13 protein-coding genes are annotated in these 15,813 nt (G+C 64.3%); 9 read left to right on the plus strand and 4 right to left on the minus strand.

Features of this window, described 5'->3' with window-relative positions; genetic code table 11:
* Positions 1–93 precede the first annotated feature (93 nt).
* The 4 genes from RAD16_RS23935 (at position 94) to RAD16_RS23950 (ending at position 4,167) form a co-directional block, all read left to right on the plus strand.
* Positions 94–996 (plus strand): SMP-30/gluconolactonase/LRE family protein, encoded by a 903-nt coding sequence (locus tag RAD16_RS23935; protein WP_458160347.1) that lies wholly within the window; start codon positions 94–96, stop codon positions 994–996.
* A 45-nt stretch (positions 997–1,041) separates the two neighbouring features.
* Positions 1,042–1,881 carry an aldo/keto reductase gene (locus tag RAD16_RS23940; RefSeq protein ID WP_458160302.1) on the plus strand — a complete coding sequence of 280 codons (840 nt, stop codon included), beginning with the start codon at positions 1,042–1,044 and terminating at the stop codon, positions 1,879–1,881.
* A 200-nt stretch (positions 1,882–2,081) separates the two neighbouring features.
* A complete protein-coding gene (locus RAD16_RS23945) occupies positions 2,082–3,026 on the plus strand; it encodes a DMT family transporter (RefSeq protein WP_458160348.1) in 945 nt (314 codons plus the stop codon).
* Between the two features lie 61 nt (positions 3,027–3,087).
* Positions 3,088–4,167 (plus strand): zinc-binding dehydrogenase, encoded by a 1,080-nt coding sequence (locus tag RAD16_RS23950; RefSeq protein WP_458160303.1) that lies wholly within the window; start codon positions 3,088–3,090, stop codon positions 4,165–4,167.
* 166 nt (positions 4,168–4,333) lie between these two features.
* Here RAD16_RS23950 and ppk2 read toward each other — a convergent pair whose 3' ends face one another.
* Positions 4,334–5,254 carry a polyphosphate kinase 2 gene (gene ppk2 / locus RAD16_RS23955; protein ID WP_458160304.1) on the minus strand — a complete coding sequence of 307 codons (921 nt, stop codon included), beginning with the start codon at positions 5,252–5,254 and terminating at the stop codon, positions 4,334–4,336.
* A gap of 210 nt (positions 5,255–5,464) precedes the next feature.
* A complete protein-coding gene (locus RAD16_RS23960) occupies positions 5,465–5,926 on the minus strand; it encodes an Lrp/AsnC family transcriptional regulator (protein ID WP_074122330.1) in 462 nt (153 codons plus the stop codon).
* A gap of 135 nt (positions 5,927–6,061) precedes the next feature.
* Between RAD16_RS23960 and RAD16_RS23965 the strand changes: the two genes are divergently transcribed.
* Both RAD16_RS23965 and RAD16_RS23970 read left to right on the plus strand, forming a co-directional pair.
* On the plus strand, positions 6,062–8,425 hold the full coding sequence (locus tag RAD16_RS23965; protein ID WP_458160305.1) for a transketolase: 2,364 nt from the start codon (positions 6,062–6,064) through the stop codon (positions 8,423–8,425).
* Between the two features lie 211 nt (positions 8,426–8,636).
* Positions 8,637–10,067, plus strand: coding sequence for an aldehyde dehydrogenase family protein (locus RAD16_RS23970; RefSeq protein WP_458160306.1), 1,431 nt, complete (start codon positions 8,637–8,639; stop codon positions 10,065–10,067).
* A gap of 268 nt (positions 10,068–10,335) precedes the next feature.
* Here RAD16_RS23970 and RAD16_RS23975 read toward each other — a convergent pair whose 3' ends face one another.
* On the minus strand, positions 10,336–11,313 hold the full coding sequence (locus RAD16_RS23975; RefSeq protein ID WP_458160307.1) for an SMP-30/gluconolactonase/LRE family protein: 978 nt from the start codon (positions 11,311–11,313) through the stop codon (positions 10,336–10,338).
* Between the two features lie 89 nt (positions 11,314–11,402).
* Here RAD16_RS23975 and RAD16_RS23980 point away from each other — a divergent pair, with 89 nt between their 5' ends.
* Complete coding sequence (locus RAD16_RS23980; protein ID WP_458160308.1) at positions 11,403–12,227, plus strand: NAD-dependent epimerase/dehydratase family protein; 825 nt, start codon at positions 11,403–11,405, stop codon at positions 12,225–12,227.
* A gap of 323 nt (positions 12,228–12,550) precedes the next feature.
* On the plus strand, positions 12,551–12,964 hold the full coding sequence (locus RAD16_RS23985) for a hypothetical protein (RefSeq protein WP_458160309.1): 414 nt from the start codon (positions 12,551–12,553) through the stop codon (positions 12,962–12,964).
* A gap of 244 nt (positions 12,965–13,208) precedes the next feature.
* Here the strand turns inward: RAD16_RS23985 and RAD16_RS23990 are convergent, their stop codons facing one another.
* Complete coding sequence (locus RAD16_RS23990; RefSeq protein ID WP_458160310.1) at positions 13,209–13,892, minus strand: GntR family transcriptional regulator; 684 nt, start codon at positions 13,890–13,892, stop codon at positions 13,209–13,211.
* A 174-nt stretch (positions 13,893–14,066) separates the two neighbouring features.
* On the opposite strand from RAD16_RS23990, the gene RAD16_RS23995 reads away from it, so the two are divergent.
* The gene (locus RAD16_RS23995) at positions 14,067–15,782 is read left to right on the plus strand and encodes an IlvD/Edd family dehydratase (protein ID WP_458160349.1); all 1,716 of its coding nucleotides are present in this window, start codon (positions 14,067–14,069) and stop codon (positions 15,780–15,782) included.
* Positions 15,783–15,813: the final 31 nt, after the last annotated feature.

The raw sequence follows: 15,813 nt of genomic DNA on the forward strand, positions 1-15,813 counted from the left end.
CTCCCCAAGGCAGCCATGACGACTCCCCAATCGACGCGCCTGCGATTGTGCCGTATGTTGCCGCGCTCTCCCTCAACATCCATAAAAACAATGATGTACCTGGAAACGCCGCCGCGCCTGATCGAAACCAAGATCTTCTCCGCCATGCCCGACACGTTCCGCCGCAAGGGCGTACGGACCGATTGGGCCGACGCCAACCGGCCGGGTGTGCCGACCGACAGTTTTATCGAGGGACCGTCCTTCGATAGGGCCGGCAATCTCTACATCGTCGACATTCCCTTCGGCCGCATCTTCCGCATCGCACCTGATGGCGAGTGGTCGCTGGTGATCGAATACGACGGTTGGCCGAACGGGCTGAAGATCGCGGCTGACGGCCGCATCCTGGTCGCCGACTACATGCACGGCATCATGGAGCTCGACGGCAAGGCCGGAAGCATCAAGCCGATCCTCACCGCGCGCAATTCGGAATCCTTCCGCGGCTGCAACGACCTGCATCTCGCTTCCAACGGCGATATCTTTTTCACCGATCAGGGCCAGACCGGCTTGCATGATCCCTCCGGCCGCGTCTACCGGCTGGCACCGAATGGCCGTCTCGATTGCCTGATCGACACCGGCATCAGTCCGAACGGCCTGGTGCTCGATCCCAGCGAGAGCGTGCTGTTCGTCGCCATGACGCGCGACAACGCCGTGTGGCGGCTGCCCTTCATGAAGGATGGCAGTGTCTCCAAGGTCGGCCGGTTCTGCTCGCTGTTCGGCACATCAGGCCCTGACGGCATGACGATGGATGCGGCGGGACGGCTGTTCGTCGGCCATGCCTCGCTCGGCCACGTCTTCGTGTTCGCGCCGAACGGCGAGCTGATCGCGCGGATCAAGTCGTGCGCGGGACCGAACTGCACCAACGTCGCGGTCGGTGGCGCGAAGAAGGATCGGCTCTATATCACGGAGTCTGCGACCGGCAGTGTGCTGGTCGCCGACATCAGCGGATCGAACTCTTGAGCTTGAGCACAGTTGCCTGAGTGAAAGAGTGGCATCGGAGCGAACATGAACACAAAACCCTTCGGCAAGACCGGCGCCAATGTCTCCGTGATCGGGCAGGGCACCTGGTATCTCGATCACGGCGATCGCAGGCGCGCAATCGCGGCGCTGCAGCGCGGGCTCGATCTCGGCATGACGCATATCGACACCGCTGAAATGTATGGCGATGCCGAACTTGTCATTGCGGATGCGATCGCGGGCCGCCGCGATGAAGTGTTCCTGGTGTCAAAGGTGCTGCCGAGCAACGCCTCGCGCCGTGGCACCATCACGGCCTGCGAACGCTCGCTGAAGCGGCTGAAGACGGATCGGCTTGATTGCTATCTGCTGCACTGGCGCGGATCGTATGACCTTGAAGACACTGTCGCTGCATTCGAGGAACTGGTGAAATCAGGCAAGATCAAGTCCTGGGGCGTCTCCAATTTCGACGCCGACGATCTCGACGATATTCTCGATGTGTCCGGCGAAGGCAGGATCGCCTGCAATCAGGTGCTCTATCATCTCAAGGAACGCGCGATCGAGCATGCGGTGATCCCGTGGTGCGAGCGGCAGGGTGTCGCTGTGGTCGCTTATTCGCCGTTCGGGCACGATGATTTTCCCGATGAACGCAGCAAGGGCGGCGCGGTGCTGGCGCGCATCGCGGAGGCGCGTCGCGCGACACCGCGTCAGGTCGCACTGAGCTTCCTCACCCGTGCGACTACGGTGTTCACGATCCCGAAGGCCTCGTCCGCGGAACATGCCGGCGAAAATGCGGCCGCTGGTGATCTCGTGCTGACGAAAGAGGAGATTTCGGCGCTGGATGCGGCGTTTCCGCGCGGCCCGAAGCCGCGCGGTCTGCCCATGCTGTAGTGCAGCAAACCGCGCTTTATTCGCATTCTTAATGGAGTATTGACGCGCGCGGACCTGAGTGCATATCGGCATCCTGTTTTCGGAAGTTGTGAAGGCGGCGCATTTGTCGTTTTTTACAGCCCGATCTCGATTCGTATTTTTCCCGGGTTCCTACAGTGACACCGCCGCCCGCCGCAGCCGCAAGGCTCGACCGTATCCCCATGCCTGTCGTGCCGGAGAAGAAGCAGGAGGCTCGCCGTGCGCCTGCGCGCGTCGATCATCCCTTCAAGGGCATCGCGCTGGTGCTGTTGTCGACGGTGTTTCTCGGCTGCTCCGACGTCACCGCGAAATATCTCTCGACCAGCCTGCCGTCGATCGAGATCACCTGGATCCGCTTCGTCACCTTCGCGCTGATGTTCACGCCGGTGATGCTGCCGGGCTCGCCGCTGCACGCGATGCGCACTGACCGCCTCGGCCTGCAGTTAATGCGCGGCATCGCGCTGCTCGGTTCCTCGCTGTTCTTCATCACCGGCCTGCGCTTCCTCCCCATCGCGGAAGCCTCAGCCACCGGTTTCATCTCGCCGCTGTTCGTCACCGCGCTCTCGATCATCTTTTTGAGTGAGAAGGTCGGCATGCGCCGCTGGATCGCGACTGCGATCGGTCTCGTGGGCGTGATGATCATCCTGCGGCCGGGCTCGAACGCGTTCCACGCCGCCGCCGTCTTCCCGATCGTCTCGGCGTTCTGCTGGGCCGCCGCGCTGATCCTGACGCGCATGATGAGCGGCCGTGAAGCCGTGCTCACCACGATGGCGTATTCCGCGCTCACGGGCGTTGCGATCCTCAGCCTGATGGTGCCGTTCGTCTGGGTCACGCCGACCTGGACGGGAATCGGCCTCGGCATCGTGATCGGCGTTGCCTCCACCGTCGGCCAGTGGATCATCGTGCTGGCCTATCGCTACGGCGATGCCTCGGTGCTGGCGCCGTTCTCCTACACGCAGTTGCTCTGGGTCAGCATTTTGGGCTTCTTCCTGTTCGGTGAAGTCCCTGACGTCTGGACCGTCACGGGTGCTGCCTTCATCGTTGCCAGCGGTCTCTACATCGCCCATCGCGAGCGCATCCGTCGCGCCCAGCTGCTGGTGCTGGAAGAGCGTTCTCCGAACCCCTGACGCAAGTCCGCGCGTCCTGATACGTGCTATCAACGGCTCCAACAAGCATGGGAGGAGCCGGATGCGCGCTGCGATTTTCAGGAACGGTGAGATTGTCGTTGACCGGATCGCCGAGCCGAAGCCCGGCCCCGGCCAGGTGCTGGTCAAGACGCTCGCTTGCGGCATCTGTGGCTCCGACCTGCACGCGCGCCAGCACGCTCCCCGCATGGTGGAGATGGCGAAGAAGACCGGACGCACGCCGATGGATCTGTCGCGCGACGTCGTGTTCGGTCACGAATTCTGCTGCGAGATCGTCGACTACGGCCCCGGCACCGAACGCCGGCTCAAGCCGGGGACGCATGTCTGCTCGCTACCCGCGCTCGTGACAGCGGAGGGCATCAAGGGCATTGGCTACTCCAACGACTTCGTTGGCGGCTACGCGGAGCAGATGATCTTGAGCGAGCCGTTGCTGCTCGAGGTGCCCAACGGTCTTGCGCCGGAACATGCGGCGCTCACGGAGCCGCTCGCCGTCGGCGTTCACGCAGTCGAGAAAGCCAACATCAGGGGCGGTGAGGTGCCGCTGGTGATCGGCTGCGGCCCGGTCGGACTCGCGGTGATCGCCGCGCTCAGGATCAAGGGCCTGCACCCGATCGTCGCCGCCGACTATTCACCGGCGCGCCGCGCACTTGCGGATAAGCTCGGCGCCGACATCGTCGTCGATCCCAGGGTGTCGCAGCCCTATGCGACCTGGGCCGAGCACGCGCAGATGTCGGATGCCGAGAAGGCGGCGCGGCCGCCGTTCCAGGCAATGCTGCCGGCGCTGAAGCCCGCAATCATCTTCGAATGCGTCGGCGTGCCCGGCTTGCTGCAGCAGGTGTTCGAGGGCGCGCCGCGCGATGCGAAGGTCGTCGTGGTCGGCGTCTGCATGGAGAGCGACAGAAACGAGCCCATGCTCGGCATTATGAAGGAGCTCAACGTCCAGTACGTGCTCGGCTACACGCCGGACGAATTCGCGGCGTCGCTGCGCCTGATCGCGGAAGGGCAGGTGGATGCCGCGGCGATGGTGACCGCGGATGTGGGCCTTGACGGCGTCGCCAAAGCGTTCGCCGACCTCGCCAATCCCGAGGCGCACACCAAGATCATCGTGCAGCCGTGGAGATGATGATACTGCCGTAATGACGGTGCGCTCCCTCCCCCGCTTGCGGGGGAGGGTTGGGGAGAGGGTGTTTCCGCATCGAGAATCTCTCAGCTGAGGAAGCCCTCACCCGCGCCTCCGGCGCGACCTCTCCCACGAGCGGGAGAGGTTGACGGAAAGCGTTTTTCCTCAATCAATACTTTGACGGCACGTACATCTCCGGCGGGATCGGGCCGCGGTGATAGTCGGGATTGCGGACGCGCGGCGGCAGCACCACCGGCACGCGGGCGACTTCCTGGTACGGCATCTGGCTCAGCAGATGCGAGATGCAGTTGAGGCGGGCGCGCTTCTTGTCGACGGCATCGACGATCCACCAGGGCGAGTCCGGCAGGTGCGTGTGCTCCAGCATCGTCTCCTTGGCCTTGGTGTAGGCCTCCCAGCGGCTGCGGGCCTCGACGTCCATCGGGCTCAGCTTCCACTGCTTGAGCGGATCCTTGATGCGCATGGTGAAGCGGAACTGCTGCTCGTCGTCAGTGATGGAGAACCAGTATTTGACCAGGATGATGCCGGAGCGGATCAGCATCCGCTCGAATTCCGGCACCGTCTTGAAGAACTCCTGGTACTGCTCGTCGGAGCAGAAGCCCATCACGCGCTCGACGCCGGCGCGGTTGTACCAGCTGCGGTCGAACAGCACGATCTCGCCGCCGGCCGGCAGGTGCGACACGTAGCGCTGGAAATACCATTGCGTGCGCTCGCGCTCGCTCGGGGCCGGAAGCGCTGCGACGCGGCAGATGCGGGGATTGAGGCGCTGGGTGATGCGCTTGATCACGCCGCCTTTGCCGGCGGAGTCGCGGCCCTCGAACAGCACGACGACCTTCTTCTTCTCGCTCTGCACCCAGTCCTGCAGCTTGACCAGCTCGCCCTGGAGGCGGAGCAGCTCGCGGAAATAGACCTTGCGGTCGACCGTCGGGCTCAGCGTGCCGGTTTCGTCCAGTAGCTCGTCGAGACGGGCATCATCCAGCTCCATCTCCAGTTCCTCGTCGAGATCGTCGGCCATCTCCTGAATGATGCGCTCGCGCTTGGCGGTTTCGGAGGTGCGGTCGGATGCGGTCATGGTTGCGGCTCTCGGGTGGGAACGGTGTCAAATGACCATCGGTGCCCTTTGTTTCATCCATGTGACAACGCCGCCTTTGGCGACCTCGGAATGAAGCGCCCGGAACTACCTCCTCCGCCGTCATTGCGAGCGAAGCGAAGCAATCCAGAATCTCTCCGCGGAGGCAGCCTGGATTGCTTCGTCGCAAGGGCTCCTCGCAATGACAGTCCGTCATACCGGCAGCGCGATCGAATACTTCACCTGGCTGAGCGCAAAGCTGGACTCGATTGAGGCGATGCCGTCGAGCCGGGTCAGCTTGGTCTTGAGGAAGGTCTCATAGGAGGCGAGGTCGGCGGCGACGACGCGCAGGAGATAGTCGCGGTTGCCGGTCATCAGATAGCACTCCAGCACCTCGTCCCATTTCGAGATCGCGCGCGCGAAGCGGTTGAGGTCCTCCTCCTTCTGCCGCGCCAATTTGATCGAGATGAACACGCTGACATGCAGCCCCAGTGCCTTCTGATCCACGGTCGCGATATAGCGGCTGATGACGCCGCGCTCCTCCAGCAGCTTGACCCGGCGATGACAGGGCGAGACCGAGAGGCCGACCTTGTCGGCGAGCTCCTGCATGGTCAGCCGGCTGTCGGTCTGGAGCAAAGCGAGGATCTTGCGGTCGATGGCGTCGAGCTCGGGCATTGGGATGGAACCTGTCTTTTGTCCGGTTGCATTGGTAAAATATCCCAATATTTGGAGGTATGGCGCGAAAAATTGAGAAGTTTGGCGCCGCCCGCAGGCGTATCATCGCCCGACCTGATTTCCGGGAGCATTGCCATGCCCGTTGATTCCGCCCGTCTCGACATATTGACCGCCCTTAGCCGCAAGGCGCTGTGGCTGTCGTCGTGGACCATCCACCACGCCAACCACGTCCGCCCCAACGCTGATGGCCTCAAGGTCGGCGGCCACCAGGCCTCGTCCGCCTCGCTCGCGACCATCATGTCGGCGCTGTATTTCCACATGCTGCGCCCGGAGGATCGCGTCGCGGTGAAGCCGCATGCGAGCCCGGTGTTCCACGCCATCCAGTATCTGTTCGGCCGGCAGAGCCGCGCGAAGCTGGAGAACTTTCGCGGCTTCAAGGGCGCGCAGTCCTATCCCTCGCGCACCAAGGACGTCGACGACGTCGATTTCTCCACCGGCTCGGTCGGCCTCGGCGTCGCGCAGACGCTGTTCTCCTCGCTGGTGCAGGATTACGTCAAGGCGCATGGGTGGATGAAGGATCGCCGCGAAGGGCGGATGATCGCGCTGGTGGGCGATGCCGAGATGGACGAGGGCAACATCTTCGAGGCGCTCGCCGAGGGCTGGAAGCACGGCCTGCGCAACACCTGGTGGGTGGTCGACTACAACCGCCAGTCGCTCGACGCCGTCGTGCGCGAAGGCCTCTGGGAAAAATTCGAGACCATGTTCCGCAATTTCGGCTGGGACGTGGTCATCGTGAAATACGGCCGGCTGATGCGCGACGCCTTCGCCGAGCCCGGCGGCGAGGCGCTGAAGCGCTGGATCGACAATTGCCCGAACGCGCTTTACGCCGCGCTGTGCTTCCAGGGCGGCGCCGCGTTCCGCAAGCATCTGCACGACGAGATCGGCGACCAGGGCCCGATCACGAAGCTGATCGACAAGCGCAGCGACGAGGATCTGTTGGCGTTGATGTCGAATCTCGGCGGCCACGACATGTCGAGCATGCTGGAAGCTTTCGAATCCATCGACCACGATCGCCCGGTCTGCTTCATCGCCTACACCATCAAGGGCGTCGGCCTGCCGTTCCAGGGCCACAAGGACAATCACGCCGGCCTGATGACGGTCGCGCAGATGGAGAAATATCGCGAGAGCCAGAACATCCGTCCAGGGCATGAGTGGGACAAGTACGAGGGCCTTGCGCAGAGCGCCGCCGAGCTCGATGCCTTCCTCGCGCGCGTGCCGTTCAACCAGGACGGCCGCCGTCTGACCGCGCCCGTCGTCGAGGTGCCGCAGCAGCTTGCGTTCAAGCCGTCGGCGCAGATGTCCACGCAACAGGGCTTTGGCCTGGTGCTGAACGAGATCGCGCGCGGCGACAGCGAGCTCGCACAGCGCATCGTCACGACGTCGCCCGACGTCACCGTCTCGACCAATCTCGGTCCGTGGGTGAACCGCCGCGGCCTGTTCGCACGCGGCGAGAAGGCGGACTTATTCCGCAGCGAGAAAATTCCCTCCACCTTCAACTGGGACTTCTCGCCAAAAGGCCAGCACCTCGAGCTCGGCATTGCCGAGATGAATTTGTTCATCATGCTCTCGGCGCTCGGCCTGTCGCACCAGATCAACGGCGAGAGGCTTTTGCCGGTCGGCACGCTCTACGATCCCTTCATTGAGCGCGGCCTCGATGCGCTGAACTATGCCTGCTACCAGGATGCGCGCTTCATGGTGGCGGCGACGCCGTCGGGCATCACGCTCGCGCCCGAGGGCGGCGCGCACCAGTCGATCGCGACGCCGCTGATCGGCATGGCGCAGGACGGGCTCGCCTCGTTCGAGCCGGCCTTCGTCGACGAGCTCGCCGTGATCATGGGCTGGGGTTTTGACCACATGCAGCGCGATCCGGGCGAGGGCGGCTCGGTGTATTTGCGGCTCTCGACGCGCAGCATCGAGCAGGCGCAGCGCATCATGACGCCGGACCTGCAGCAGGGCATCACCGACGGCGCCTATTGGCTACGCAAGCCGGGCCCGAATGCCGAAGTCGTGATTGCCTATACCGGTGCGGTCGCGCCCGAAGCGATCGAGGCGACCGGCTTCATCGGCGAGAGCCGCCGCGATATCGGCCTGCTCGCGATCACCTCGGCCGACCGTCTCCACGCAGGCTGGACTGCCGCGCGAAAACTGCGGCGCGACCGTCGCGGCGTGCAGCATCTCAGCCACATCGAAAAGCTGCTCGCGCCGCTGTCGCGCGACTGCGGCATCGTGACCGTGATCGACGGCCATCCCTCCGCGCTCGGCTGGCTCGGCAGCGTTCGCGGCCATCGCGTCGAGGCGCTCGGCGTCGAGCAGTTCGGCCAGACCGGCACCATCGCCGATCTCTACCGCCACTACGGCATCGACGCCAACGCCATCATCGATGCGGCGGAAAGCCTCACGGCCGGCGCGCCGATCGCCCATCGCAAAATGGCGGTGTAGTCGGGGTAACTGCCTTGTCATTCCTGGCTCGCGGCTTTGCCGCGTCCCGGAATGACGGCGCTGCGCCGCACTTGCCACGTTCCCGCCATCGGCTCATATAACCTCCGTCCGCCGCAACGCTGGCCCCGCATATGGCGGGTTCAATTGCCGGCGCTTTCGTGCAAGGATGCCTGCCGAAACGCCCCCTCCAAGCCCCAAGAAGAGGTTAACGATGGTCAATCGCATGCAATTCTACATCGACGGCGCCTGGGTCGATCCCGCCGTCAAGAAGTCCACCGCCGTGGTGAATCCCGCGACGGAAGAGGCGATGTACGAGGTTGCGCTGGGCTCCAAGGCCGACGTGGACAAGGCGGTCGCCGCCGCCAAGCGCGCCTTTGCGACCTTCTCCCAGACCACCCGTGAAGAGCGCGTCGCGCTGCTCACCAAGGTGATCGAGATCTACAAGGGCCGTCTCAAGGAGATCGGCGCCGCGGTGTCCGACGAAATGGGCGCGCCGCTGCCGATGGCGGAGAAGCTGCAGGCCGGCGCCGGCCTTGGCCATCTCATGACCACGCTCGACGTGCTCAAGAACTATCATTTCGAGGAGCCGGTCGGCACCGCCATGGTGCTGCGCGAGCCGATCGGTGTGGTCGGCATGATCACGCCCTGGAACTGGCCGCTCAACCAGATCGCCTGCAAGGTCGCGCCTGCGCTCGCCGCCGGCTGCACCATGATCCTGAAGCCGTCGGAGTTCACCCCGACCTCGGCGCTGATCTTCGCGCAAATCCTCCATGAAGCCGGCGTGCCGAAGGGCGTGTTCAACCTCGTCAACGGCCTCGGCCCCGAGGTCGGCGCCGCCATGAGCGAGCACCCCGACATCGACATGATCTCCTTCACCGGCTCGACCCGCGCCGGCATCGATGTTGCGAAGCGCGCAGCTCCGACCGTGAAGCGCGTCAGCCAGGAGCTCGGCGGCAAGTCGCCGAACGTCATCCTCGAAGGCGCCGACCTCACGAAGGCGGTGACCGGCGGCGTGATGCACATGTTCAACAACTCCGGCCAGTCCTGCAACGCGCCCTCGCGCATGATCGTGCCGGCCTCGAAGATGAAGGAAGTCGCCGCGATCGCGAAGGCCGTCGCCGACAAGACCAAGGCGGGCGATCCGCGCGCCGAGGGCACCACGATCGGTCCCGTGGTCAATCGCGGCCAGTGGGACAAGATCCAGGCGCTGATCAAGAAGGGCATCGACGAGGGCGCAACGCTCGTCGCCGGTGGTCCGGGCCTGCCCGAAGGCGTCAACAAGGGCTTCTATGTCCGTCCGACCATCTTCGCCGACGTCACTCCTGAGATGACGATCGCGCGCGAAGAAATCTTCGGACCGGTGCTGACCATCCTCGGCGCCAAGGACGAAGCCGAAGCCGTGCACATCGCCAACGATACGCCGTATGGCCTCGCGGGCTATGTCTCCGGCGCGTCGGTCGAGGACGCCAAGCGCGTCGGTCGCCAGATCCGCGCCGGCAACGTCAACCTGCAGGGCGTGCCCAACGACCGCACCGCGCCGTTCGGCGGCTACAAGCAGTCGGGCAACGGCCGCGAGTGGGGCAAGTACGGCCTCGAGGACTTCCTCGAAGTGAAGGCCGTCGCCGGCTTCAACGCGGCGTAAGTTTAGAGCGAGAACAAACCGAACGCCGGAGCGGGCAACCGCTCCGGCGTTTTTCGTTTCGTCATTGCGAGGAGCGTAGCGACGAAGCAATCCAGAGTGCCTCCGCGGAAACAGTCTGGATTGCTTCGCTTCGCTCGCAATGACGGAGGAGAGATCTCGTAGGGTGGGCAAAGGAGCGCAGCGACGTGCCCACGATCTCGCGCGACGAACAGGCAGTGGTGGGCACGCTTGCGCTTTGCCCACCCTACGGCATCGTCGCTTGCCGAGACTATCCGCCCAGCGCCCCCTGCGTATTCACATACAGCGCGTAGATCGACTGGCTCGCTGCCATGAACAGGCGGTTGCGCTTGACGCCGCCGAAGCAGAGATTGGCGCAGCGCTCGGGTAGCGCGATGCGGCCGATCATGACGCCGTCGGGCGCGAACACCACGACGCCGTCGAGCTCGGGATCGCCCATGCCCCAGCCGCACCAGAGATTGCCGTCGATGTCGCAACGCATGCCGTCCGGCGTGCCCGGACCGGCATCGATGTGGACGCGTTTGTTGGAAATCGCGGTGCCATCAGCCGAGACGTCATAGGCGAGGATCTTTCGGTTCGGCACGCCGCGCGATTCCACGACATAGAGAATTGTCTCGTCCGGCGAGAAGCACAGCCCGTTCGGGCCGAGCACGCCCTCGGCGACGATGGTTGCCTTGCCGGTCGCGGGATCGAGCCGATAGACGTTCGGATCGATCTCGCTCTCGGCCTTGTAGCCTTCGTAATTGCCGAGCAGGCCGAAGGTCGGATCGGTGAACCAGATCGAGCCGTCCGATTTAACAACGACATCGTTCGGCGAGTTCAACCGCTTGCCGTTGAATTGATCCATCAGCACCGTGATCTCGCCGTCATATTCGGTGCGGGTCACACGGCGCCCGCCATGCTCGCAGGTGACCAGCCGGCCCTGGCGATCGCGCGTGTTGCCGTTGGCGAAATTGGAGGGCTTTCGGAAGACCGAAACCGCGCCGGTCTCTTCCTCCCATTTGATGATGCGCTGGTTCGGGATGTCGCTGCACAACAGATAGCGCCCGTCGCCGAACCACACCGGGCCCTCGGCCCAGCGCAGGCCTGTCGCCAGCCGCTCCACCGCCGACAGCTTCAGCCAGTATTTTTCGAAGCGGGGGTCAAGCGCGTGAATGGCCGGATCTGGATAATAGGTCGCCGGCCGCCAGCCTGGCCGCTCCTGGGTGTGGGACGATGCCTCATTCATGTCGGTTCTCTCGTTTCGTTCCCTCTGGACAATCCAGCTACCATCAGTGATCAACGACCGCAAATCGGTCGCCAATGACGAGGAAAGACATGCCGCGCATCTTGATGACGGGAGCTTCGGGCGGAATCGGAACGCGTCTGCGGAAACTGCTGCCGCCGATCTATCCCGATCTGCTGCTCTCTGACATCCGTCCGCCCGAGGATCTCGGGCCGAACGAGCAGTTCAAGGCGGCGGACCTCGCCGACCTCGCGCAATGCGAGGCGCTCTGCGAGGGCGTCGACGGCATCCTCCATTTCGGCGGCTATTCGGTCGAGGGTCCCTGGGACGACATCCTCCAGGCCAACATCATCGGCGGCTACAATCTGTTCGAGGCCGCCTACCGCAAGGGCGTCAAGCGCGTGGTGTTTGCGTCCTCGAACCATGCCGTCGGATTCTATCCGCGCCACCGCAGGATCGATACCGACGTCACCGCGCGTCCGGATGGCCGCTACGGCGTCAGCAAGGTGTTCGGCGAAGCACTCGGCGCGCTCTATGCCGACAAGCACGGCCTGAAGGTGACGTGCCTGCGCATCGGCAATTTCGGCGACGTGCCGCTCGACCTTCGCCGCATCTCGATCTGGCTGAAGCCGGAAGACCTAGTGCAGCTCTGCCAGATCGGGCTCGAGCATCCCGACATCCATTTCGAGGTCTTCTACGGCGTCTCCCTGAACGAGCGCGCCTGGTGGGACAACCACCGCGCTTACGAATTCGGCTACCGTCCGACCGGCCGCTCCGAGGATCACGTGGCGCACGCCATGGCCGAGCAGGCCAAGCTGAAGCCCGATCCGGTCGGCGACCACTACCAGGGCGGCGCGTTCTGCAGCAACGAATTCGACGGCGACGCGAGCCGGATCATCGATTGGAACAAGCGGTAGTCCTGCTGATGTAGCCTGCGCTCTCGCCGCGATACAGGTGCGCTCCCTCGCCCCGTTCTTATGGCGAGCGCGGTGGGGTGAGAGGCCGCCTCCACGAGGACGGCAAAGGTTGGGCTCGCAACCACTCACCCCGAGTCATTGCGAGCGCAGCGAAGCAATCCAGCGTCTGTCCGCGGAGGGATACTGGATTGCTTCGCTGCGCTCGCAATGACGTGTTGAGGGAGCGCTGCCTGCCCATTGATCTGAATCAACGTTGATCCGTGGCTCTACCTGAATCGTTGACCGATCCGGTCCACGTGGCGGCGGCAGCGAGAGCCACGACAATGAGAATCAAATTGTCAGTCGTCGCGATGTTCGCGACGATCGCATCTGGACCGGCGCGAGCCGGAACGCTCAGCGACGCCGAGGCAACGTTCCTCGACCAGCTCGTCACCGCATCCGTGGTGCTCGAACAGCGGTGCGACGGCTACGAGGTCGATGGTGCAGGTGGCGTTCAACTCGGCGCCCGGCTGCTCGGCAGCCCCGAGGCGGCGATGGCCATGATCGACGCCTATGCCGCCGCCATCAAGGCCCGCGACGGCGAGAGCTACGATCCCGGAAAATTCCGTCCCGAGGTGTCCGAGGCGGCCGCCAGGACGTTCAGGCGCGTCCGGACGGATTTGATCAGGGATCCGAAAGGCGCCTGCGCCGACTATGGCGATGCCGGCGTGGATCGCGGCCTCTTGAGGCGGTATTGAATTTCCAGGTGTGCTCCATCGCCTTGAGGGGCTGTCAAGGGAACCTTAGCGAAGGAGATGAGCAATTGGACTCGCAGCAACCCACCACCGTCATTGCGAGGAGCCCTTGCGACGAAGCAATCCAGCGTCTTTCCGCGGAGAGATTCTGGATTGCTTCGCTGCGCTCGCAATGACGTGCTGAGGGAGTGCTGCTCTGCCAGCGAGCATGTGGCTCGCTGAGGCTTCCTCTCAACCGAAGGCCGCGCTAGCGATCAGTCTCCCCCGCAATCCGCGCCAGATAATCCGCCTTGCTGAACTGCATGTGGTCCACGCAGAGCTGCGCCAGCGCCCAGCTGTCGCGGCCCTTGAGCAGCTCGATCATCAGCTCGTGCTGCCGCCGCGATAGTGCCAGCCCCTCGCGGTCGGCGAGGTTCTTGGCACGCATCGGCAGTGTCAGGCTCATATAGTCCTGGAGCGAGCGCACCAGGTAGGGATTGCCGCAGGCAGCGAACAGGGCGACGTGGAAAGCGTCGTTGGCCTCGTGGATGCCGCGCAGGTCGCGGATGTCGGCCTTCGCGCAATAGTCGCGCTGCAGCGTAGTCAGCTCGTCGATCAGGCCTTGCGGTGCGGGCAGGGGGATCATCAGCGCGGCCTGCCGCGTCAGCATCTCCCTGACTTCGTAGATCTGCCGCACCTCCTCGGCCGAATAGAACCGCACGGTGGCGCCGACATTCTTCTCGCGCCGGACGATGCCGCGCCGCTCCGCATCCACCAGCGCCTGGCGCACGAAATGACGCGAGGTGCCGTAGCGCGACATCAGCGCGTCCTCGGTCAGGCGCGCGCCCGGCGCGAGGCGGCCGAAGATGATGTCCTCCTCCAGCCGCGTGACGACGTCATCAGGATCGTCGCGCCGGATAGCCATGGCGTCTGCGGTGCGGATGTCGGACATGCCCTCAGCCTCCGGCTCATGCCGGTCCGCCTTGTGGAGCAGGGAGAGCCCCGATTGTCAATAATTTGTGTCTCCCACGGTGCCTGAAGCCAGAAAGCGCGACGATCTGGCCCAATCTTATTGACAATCAGGGGGCAGGCTGTAGCACAATGGCAAACGAGAAGGAGCGGCATGATGACGAGTGGTTTGCGCAAGGGTCTGACGAGCTATGGCGATGCCGGCTTCTCGCTGTTCCTGCGCAAGGCGTTCATCAAGGCCATGGGCTATTCCGACGACGCGCTGGAGCGCCCGATCGTCGGCATCACCAACACCTATAGCGACTACAATCCCTGCCACGGCAACGTGCCTGACATCATCGAGGCCGCCAAGCGCGGCGTGATGCTGTCGGGCGCGATGCCGTTCGTGTTCCCGACCATCTCGATCGCCGAGAGCTTTGCGCATCCGACCTCGATGTATCTGCGCAATCTGATGGCGATGGACACGGAGGAGATGATCCGGGCCCAGCCGATGGATTCGGTGATCGTGATCGGTGGCTGCGACAAGACCCTTCCGGCGCAGGTGATGGCGGCGATCAGCGCCGACCTGCCGACCGTGGTCATTCCCGTGGGTCCCATGGTGGTCGGCCATCACAAGGGCGAGGTGCTCGGTGCCTGCACGGACTGCCGTAGGCTGTGGGGCAAGTACCGCGCCGGCGAGATGGATGACGCGGAGATCGAAGCGGTGAACGGCCGTCTCGCGCCGTCGGTCGGCACCTGCATGGTGATGGGCACGGCGTCGACCATGGCCTGCATGATCGAAGCCATGGGTCTGTCGCTGCCGATGAGCGCGACGATCCCGGCGCCGCATGCCGAGCGCTTCCGCCTCGCTGAGGCCAGCGGCCGGGTTGCCGCCGAGATGGCCAAGACCAAGGGCCCGAAGCCGAGCGAGTTCCTGACGCCCGCCTCGTTCAAGAACGCGCAGGTGGTGCTGCAGGCGATCGGCGGCTCGACCAACGGCCTGATCCATCTGACCGCGATGGCGCATCGTTCGCCGCATCGGCTCGATCTCAACGTGTTCGACCAGATCGGTCGCGAGGTGCCGGTGCTGGTCGATCTCAAGCCGTCCGGCGAGCACTACATGGAGCACTTCCATCACGCCGGCGGCGTGCCGAAGCTGCTGGCGCAGCTCGGCGATCTCGTCGATCTCGATGCGAAAACGATCAGCGGCCAGACGCTGCGCGACGTCGTCGCAAATGCGGAAGACGTTCCGGGACAGGACGCGATCCGCTCGCGTGACAATCCGATCAAGAAGGAGGGCGGTCTTGCCGTCCTGCATGGCAATCTCGCGCCGCGCGGTGCTGTCATCAAGCAATCGGCGGCGAGCCCGAAACTGCTGAAGCATACCGGGCGTGCGGTGGTGTTCGAATCCGTCGAGGACATGACCTTGCGGGTCGACGATCCCGAGCTCGACGTGAACTCCGACGACGTGCTGGTGCTGCGCAATGCCGGCCCCAAGGGTGCGCCGGGCATGCCCGAGGCAGGCTATCTGCCGATCCCCAAGAAGCTTGCGCGCGGCGGCACCAAGGACATGGTGCGCATTTCCGATGCGCGCATGAGCGGCACCGCCTTCGGCACCATCGTGCTGCACATCACCCCGGAATCCGCTGTCGGCGGGCCGCTGGCGCTGGTGAAGAATGGCGACATGATCAGCCTGGATGTGGCCAAGCGCAGCATCGAGCTGCTGGTCGATGCCGCCGAGCTGGAGCGCCGCCGTGCCGCATTAAAGCCGGCCGCAGCGCCCGAGGAGGCACGCCGCGGCTACGCCTGGCTGTTCAACGAGACCATCATGCAGGCCGACGAGGGCTGCGATTTCGATTTCATGCAGAGGACTGGGAAGACCGAGACGGGTTGATCAACACGCGAAAGAACGCTCAGACCGCAGA

The organism is Bradyrhizobium sp. 18BD, assembly GCF_054185225.1.

Excerpts from the sequence above, each read along its gene's own strand:
- RAD16_RS23935 (WP_458160347.1), top strand. The coding sequence starts at position 94 with ATGTACCTGGAAACGCCGCCGCGCCTGATCGAAACCAAGATCTTCTCC.
- RAD16_RS23940 (WP_458160302.1), top strand. The coding sequence starts at position 1,042 with ATGAACACAAAACCCTTCGGCAAGACCGGCGCCAATGTCTCCGTGATC.
- RAD16_RS23945 (WP_458160348.1), top strand. The coding sequence starts at position 2,082 with ATGCCTGTCGTGCCGGAGAAGAAGCAGGAGGCTCGCCGTGCGCCTGCG.
- RAD16_RS23950 (WP_458160303.1), top strand. The coding sequence starts at position 3,088 with ATGCGCGCTGCGATTTTCAGGAACGGTGAGATTGTCGTTGACCGGATC.
- ppk2 (WP_458160304.1), bottom strand. The coding sequence starts at position 5,254 with ATGACCGCATCCGACCGCACCTCCGAAACCGCCAAGCGCGAGCGCATC.
- RAD16_RS23960 (WP_074122330.1), bottom strand. The coding sequence starts at position 5,926 with ATGCCCGAGCTCGACGCCATCGACCGCAAGATCCTCGCTTTGCTCCAG.
- RAD16_RS23965 (WP_458160305.1), top strand. The coding sequence starts at position 6,062 with ATGCCCGTTGATTCCGCCCGTCTCGACATATTGACCGCCCTTAGCCGC.
- RAD16_RS23970 (WP_458160306.1), top strand. The coding sequence starts at position 8,637 with ATGGTCAATCGCATGCAATTCTACATCGACGGCGCCTGGGTCGATCCC.
- RAD16_RS23975 (WP_458160307.1), bottom strand. The coding sequence starts at position 11,313 with ATGAATGAGGCATCGTCCCACACCCAGGAGCGGCCAGGCTGGCGGCCG.
- RAD16_RS23980 (WP_458160308.1), top strand. The coding sequence starts at position 11,403 with ATGCCGCGCATCTTGATGACGGGAGCTTCGGGCGGAATCGGAACGCGT.
- RAD16_RS23985 (WP_458160309.1), top strand. The coding sequence starts at position 12,551 with ATGAGAATCAAATTGTCAGTCGTCGCGATGTTCGCGACGATCGCATCT.
- RAD16_RS23990 (WP_458160310.1), bottom strand. The coding sequence starts at position 13,892 with ATGTCCGACATCCGCACCGCAGACGCCATGGCTATCCGGCGCGACGAT.
- RAD16_RS23995 (WP_458160349.1), top strand. The coding sequence starts at position 14,067 with ATGACGAGTGGTTTGCGCAAGGGTCTGACGAGCTATGGCGATGCCGGC.